Source organism: Mycobacterium sp. (assembly GCF_049278535.1).
Taxonomy (GTDB): domain Bacteria; phylum Actinomycetota; class Actinomycetes; order Mycobacteriales; family Mycobacteriaceae; genus Mycobacterium.
The window spans coordinates 1-5,857 of the sequence record NZ_JBAPMI010000374.1 but is presented as its reverse complement, the minus strand read 5'-3'; the positions used below and the strand labels follow the sequence as shown (position 1 = coordinate 5,857).

Annotated in this window: 6 protein-coding genes; 2 read left to right on the top strand and 4 right to left on the bottom strand. The window is 64.1% G+C overall.

The genetic code is table 11. The features are described 5' to 3' along the window. Positions 1-430, top strand: a 430-nt coding sequence (locus WAO18_RS24215; RefSeq protein ID WP_422208763.1) for an acyl-CoA dehydrogenase family protein, incomplete at its 5' end; no start/stop codon positions are given. A 5-nt stretch (positions 431-435) separates the two neighbouring features. Here the strand turns inward: WAO18_RS24215 and WAO18_RS24210 are convergent. Genes WAO18_RS24210 through WAO18_RS24195 form a run of 4 tightly spaced genes read right to left on the bottom strand, consistent with a single transcriptional unit; the run spans position 436 to position 4,302 of the window. Further along, positions 436-1,626: a cytochrome P450 gene (locus WAO18_RS24210; RefSeq protein WP_422208764.1), complete on the bottom strand. Its 1,191-nt coding sequence runs from the start codon at positions 1,624-1,626 to the stop codon at positions 436-438. After that, positions 1,626-2,564, bottom strand: coding sequence for a fumarylacetoacetate hydrolase family protein (locus tag WAO18_RS24205; RefSeq protein WP_422208762.1), 939 nt, complete (start codon positions 2,562-2,564; stop codon positions 1,626-1,628). Before WAO18_RS24205 ends, WAO18_RS24210 begins: the two co-directional genes overlap by 1 nt. Further along, positions 2,561-3,673, bottom strand: coding sequence for a VOC family protein (locus WAO18_RS24200; protein ID WP_422208761.1), 1,113 nt, complete (start codon positions 3,671-3,673; stop codon positions 2,561-2,563). Before WAO18_RS24200 ends, WAO18_RS24205 begins: the two co-directional genes overlap by 4 nt. Beyond that, positions 3,670-4,302 carry a TetR/AcrR family transcriptional regulator gene (locus WAO18_RS24195; protein ID WP_422208760.1) on the bottom strand — a complete coding sequence of 211 codons (633 nt, stop codon included), beginning with the start codon at positions 4,300-4,302 and terminating at the stop codon, positions 3,670-3,672. Before WAO18_RS24195 ends, WAO18_RS24200 begins: the two co-directional genes overlap by 4 nt. Positions 4,303-4,386: 84 nt before the next feature. On the opposite strand from WAO18_RS24195, the gene WAO18_RS24190 reads away from it, so the two are divergent. Continuing rightward, on the top strand, positions 4,387-5,857 hold a 1,471-nt coding region (locus tag WAO18_RS24190; RefSeq protein WP_422208759.1), incomplete at its 3' end, for a bifunctional 3-(3-hydroxy-phenyl)propionate/3-hydroxycinnamic acid hydroxylase.

Genomic DNA, 5,857 nt, shown 5'->3' with positions numbered 1-5,857 from the left:
GGGTATGGCAATCGGGATCGCCCGCGCGACCCTAGAGGAATTGCGCAAGATCCTGACCGACGCCGGCGTGGAGATCTCCTACGACAAGCCCTCACATGTGCAAAGCGCGGCCGCGGCGGAGTTCCTGCGGATGGAAGCCGACTGGGAATCCAGCTATCTGCTGATGCTGCGCGCGGCGTGGCAGGCCGACAACAAGATCCCCAACTCCAAGGAAGCGTCGATGTCCAAGGCCCAGGCCGGCCGGGTGGGTAGCGACATCACCCTCAAAGCGGTCGAATTGGTCGGTACCACTGGGTATTCCGAGACGACACTGCTGGAGAAGTGGGCCCGCGACTCCAAGATCATGGACATCTTCGAAGGCACCCAGCAGATCCAGCAGCTGGTGGTCGCCCGTCGCCTGCTGGGACTGTCGTCGACCGAGTTGAAGTAGTCCGCTCAGGCGCCAACGAGCTTGATCGGCAGGCTCTCGTGGCGCCGGATGATGTTGTTGAGCGCCCACGTCGGTGGTGAGGTCAGCTCTATCCGGTCGACACGCTCCACAAGCGCACGAAGCATCGCGGCGGTCTCCAAGCGCGCCAACCCTTGCCCTGCACACGCGTGGGCGCCGTGGCCGAAACCGAGTTGTCGGGTGGCGTCGCGGCGGATATCGAACGTGTCGGGCTGGTCCCACTCCCGTTCGTCGCGGTTGGCCGAAGCATAGATAACCAACACACGCGATCCGGCCGGAATCCTCGTATCGCTGATTGTTGTCTCGCGGGCGGCTTTTCGCGTAAACGCGCGAAGCGGGGACTCGTAGCGGACGACCTCGTTGACAGCGTTGGGTATCAGGTCGGGATTCTGCTTCAAGATCTCCCACTGCTCAGGATGCGTCGCAAACAAGTGCACGGCGCTCGAAATGGCGCTGATGGTGGTATCCAGCGATGGGGCCACATAGTCGACCATCAGCGGAGGGCATTCGCGGTGGGGCAACTTCCCGTCGTCGGCCGCCATCAGCACGTCGTGGCCCAAGCTGCCTTCGATCACGCTGCGATGCCGCACCACACGGCGCGCGAAGCGCAGCATCTGCACGCTCGACGGCGATGCTGTGAGCCAGTGCCGGTTGAGCGGACCCAGGACGTCGAATGTCGCTCCGCCCCAATTGAGGAGACGGTCTCGCTGGTCGCGCGGCCAACCCACCAAATCGGGCACCACAGCCAGTGGCAGCGCGGATGCGAGGTCGGCGACGCCGTCGATCTCGCCCTTGCCCAAAGCGCAGTCGACGACCTGGGCCGCCTGTTCGTCCACGCTCTCGCTGATAGCGCGCAATGCGCGCGGCAGCATCCGGTGGGCGACGAGCTTGCGACGCTGTTCATGTTCGGCGCCATCGCTATTCAACGTCGTACCGCGGGAAAGTCGGTTAGCGATGGGGTTGAGCGCCACGCCTTTTCCGGAGACGAACGTTGTATCGTCGCGCAGCACGGTCTTGCATTCGCTGAATCTCGGTAATGCGTAGACCCGCTGCTTCGACAGCCGTACCACCGGTCCGAGCTCCCGAAGGCGCGCATAGTGCGGATAGGGGTCGAAAATGGCGTCGGTGGCGTAGATGTCGGGATTGTAGACAGGAATCCCGCGGGCCGGCCGACGCATCATGCGTACTTCACGACGTTGCGCTGAGAACCCAGGTCAAGCGCGCCGTCGTCGGTCGCGACCGCAGCCTCCACAATGTCACCGTCCCGCAGGTACTTCGGGTTCTTGGCTTGCCGGTTGAAGAACGCCTTCCACTTCACCGCGGGTGGTAGCAGCGAGCCGATGATCTCGATCGGCTTGGGCGGGGCGCTGAGCGCGGTCCCGACCGGCGTTCCGGTGAGGACGAGATCGCCCGGGTCCAGTCGCTGGAAACGCGCCAGGCCCTGCAGCGCCTGTAGCGGCGGATAGATCATGTCGCCGTTGACAATCGCGTTCTGGCGGACCTCGCCGTTGACCCGCAATTGGAGACGCAAGTCGCCGAACCGCTTGAGTTCGTCGGCATCCAATAGCACCAGCGCCGGGCCGGCCGGCGTGAATGTCGGATAGGACTTCGACTCGTAGAATTGGGTTTTCGGAAGTTGAACATCACGCGCGGACACGTCATTGGTCACCACCAGGCCGGCGATGTAATCAGCCAGGCTCGCCTCGGTGATCTCGGTACCGACCGGGATCACGCGACCGATCACCAAGCCGATCTCCACCTCGTAGTCCAGAAACCGAACGTGTGCGGGCTTGATGATGGCGTCGAACGGGCCGGCGATGGACCCCGATGCCTTGCGGAAGAACGTCAGCGGAATCGAATCAGGGTTCATGCCGGCGTCTTTGACGTGCGAGGAAAAATTGGTCATCTGCGCCACCACGCGGCACGGTGCGGTCACCGGAGAAATCAAGGTGAGGCTGTCGACGGGCACCGCGCCTGAGCCGGATGCCGCGGCGTTGACGGCGGAGCGGTCGGCCAGAACCCCCGCCGTCGTGGTGGCCTCGGTGTTGACCTTGACCGCCCCGGCTGCGGTCGCAACCCACCAGGCGTCGGCGGTGCGCAAGATCGTGAGGGTCATGACATGGCTACTTTCATCAGGCCGATCAGGCGGTGGATATCGAATTCGTTGTCCGCCCGAAGCGCGCTGATCATCGAACGCGCTTCGTGCGGCAAGGATCTCGGATTGGCGCCAAGGAAGTCCTTGGTCACCGGTGGGCCCCATTGGGCGAGCCCGGACCCGGTGAACGGCGCCCAGCCAGGTTCCAGCGTGCAGTCGAACATGTCGCCGTCGCTGAAGTGTTCCACCATAAAGCCCTCGGGGTCGCGCCAGTAGTCGAAGATCTGGCTGCCCTGGACGTGTCGCCCGATTCCCCAGGAGCGTTGGTAACCAGAGTCTTTCAAGTGCTCCCCGCCGGCAGCCAGCGCGTCGAGGTCGCAGACCTGGTACGCCGAGTGGACGTAGCGGTTCGTCGGGCCCAACGCGAGGGCGACGGTGTGATGGTCGGCGAGCGTCTGCCCGCGGTCACAGCGAATGAAACTCATCGTCGGGCCACGATCGCGCTGGCCGGGGAAGAACAGGAAGTCGCTGACGATCATGCCGAGTTGATCCAGATACCAATTCAGCGATTCCAGATACTTCGTCGTCTGCAGCACCACGTGCCCGAGCCGTTGCACCTGTGCGGGCCGCCTTGGTGGGCGCTGCGTCGCGTTGGCGCGTCGCAGCTCGGTTCCGAAGTTGAATGTCTGCACCGACTGTGACGGCAACGCCTGGAGTCGATGAGTGCCCGCGACGACACGAACCGGCATACCGCTGGGGTTGGTCAGGTCCACGGCGAGCCCGCCGATCGGCTCGGGCAGCGCGCGCGTCGCCGCACCGTTGGCCTTGGCCAACCGCCGCACATCGGCCTCGTCGGCGGCGGTGAATGCGGTACCGACGAATCGCGACGTTGCGCCGCGACGGATGAGCACGCACGGCGCACCCGCATCCGAACCACGCAGCTGCAACTCGTCGGCGCTGCGCGACACCGTCGTGAAACCGAACGCGCGCGCAAACGCCTCGGCGCGAACGAGATCCGGCTTCTCGAACTCCAGCCACGCGACATCGTGGACCTTGATCAGCGGGTTCGACGATCGGCCGACGTGCTCCCCTTTTCGCGCACCCTGGTCGCTGTGCGGCATCGATGTCATTCGCGACTGCCCTCCGAGACCAGCCGCAGCGCGCTGTCGTGCAACGCCCATGCGTGCATTTCGAACAGTGCGAGCAGGTCAACCGCGTCACCGCCAATCTCTTTGGCGATGAACAATCCATCGGCACCGGCGATGGCGTACGTGACCAGTTGATGAACCTGAGCATCGGTGAGATCTGGTGTGAACCCCCGAATGGTTGTGACCAACTGGTCGAAGGTCTGCGCTCGGGTCTGGAGGAACATGGCGCGCGCCCGCGGTTCGACCGGGCGACGTTCCAGCGACAGCATCAGCCCGAGCCGAATGAAGTCGGGCGAATCCAGCAGGGCTTTCGCGATCTGCGTGGCCAGGGCCACCAATCGTTCTTGCGCTGAACCCTCTGCGGGAACCTCCCAGGCCTTCAGCCAGTCGGCGAAGCTGCGTTCGATCACCGCCGCAATCAAGTCGTCCTTGTTCTTGAAATGCCAATAGATCGAACTGGCCGGCAACCCGCATTTGGCGCTGACCAGCGCGATGCTGGTGCCCTCGTAGCCGCGCTCGGCGGCGATCTCGGTCGCAGCCTCGAGAATGCGTTCCCGCGACAGCTTGCCGTCGGCGCGCTTGCGCCTGGTGGTTTGCACCTTCTTGGCCAACTTTGGTCACCTCTTGACTCTGTAGTGATCGCTACACTACCGTAGCGATCACTACAGAACAAGCCTCGACGACGAGAGAAAACCGTGAACACTTCAGACACCTATGACGTAGCGGTGATCGGCTACGGCCCGACCGGTGCGACCGCGGCGAACCTGTTGGGTCAGCTCGGATTGAACGTGCTCGTCATCGAGCGTGACCCGGACGTGTACAACCGCGCCCGCGCTATCTCCACCGACGAGGAGGTGATGCGGATCTGGCAGTCGGTCGGGCTCGACGAGCGGCTGCAGCGCGACATGTTGCCCGATCGGCCACTGACCTTCGTCGATGTCAAAGGCGTGCCATTCATCGATTTGAAGATCAGTCCACGCGGCGCGGGGCACCCCCCGCAGCAGTTCCTGTATCAGCCGGCGGTAGATCACGTGTTGCGTGACGGCGTCCAACGCTTTCCAGGCGTCGACGTGCTGCTGGAACACGAATGTCTGCGGGTGCATCCCAAGGACGACGGGGTCGAGCTGCTGCTGGCAGACCTGAAGACCGACACGTTAAAGCGGGCACACGCCAGTTACGTCATCGCCGCCGATGGCGGCTCGTCGCCGACGCGGGGTCAGCTCGGGGTCGGGTACACCGGGCGTACCTACAGTGAGCGCTGGGTCGTCATCGACGCCAAGGTGCTACGCGAGTGGGAAGGCCACGACCGCTTGCGTTTCCATTGCAACCCGGCCCGGCCCACTGTCGACTGCCCGACTCCCCTGGGCCATCACCGATGGGAATACCCTGCGCGGGCAAGCGAACTCGATCAGGCATTGTTGGACCACGACGCGATTTGGAAGGTCCTGAACGATCAGGGCATCACCGACGAGAACGTCGAGATTCTGCGGGCGGTCATCTACAGTCACCACGTGCGCGTTGCCGACCGCTGGCGCGTGGGCCGGATTTTTTTGGCCGGCGATGCCGCACATGCGATGCCGCCGTGGATCGGCCAGGGCATGTCGGCCGGCGTTCGCGATGCCGCCAACCTGTGTTGGAAGCTGGCCGCCGTCGTGAAGGGACAGGCCCCCGAAACACTGCTCGACTCCTACCAAGCCGAGCGCAAACCACACGTCACCGAAGTCACCCGGCGCGCCTGTCGCACCGGGCGCGTCATCACCGAACGCCACCAGGCCATCACTGTTATCCGAAATCATCTGCTGCGCAATATTTTACGAATAACCGCTGTGAGCGCCGTCTTGGACAAGTTCACCTGGATACCCAACGCGCGATACCGGCGAGGGTTCTTGAGCACCGTCAAGCACCGCGCAGTGGGATGGCAGATCCCGCAACCACGGGTGACCGACGCCAACGGCGCGAGGGTCCGCTTGGACGATCTCCTCGGCGGGCGGTGGGCCATCGTCCACGTCGGGCTCGCGCCAAGTGGCAGCCAGAGGTGGGAGAAGCTCGGCGTCGCGACGATCCCGGTAGCCGAACCCACACTGGTCCGCTGGCTGCACCGCAGGAAAGCGGTGGCCGCGGTGCTACGTCCCGACGGATTCGTCTATGCCGCAGCAGGACTCGGCC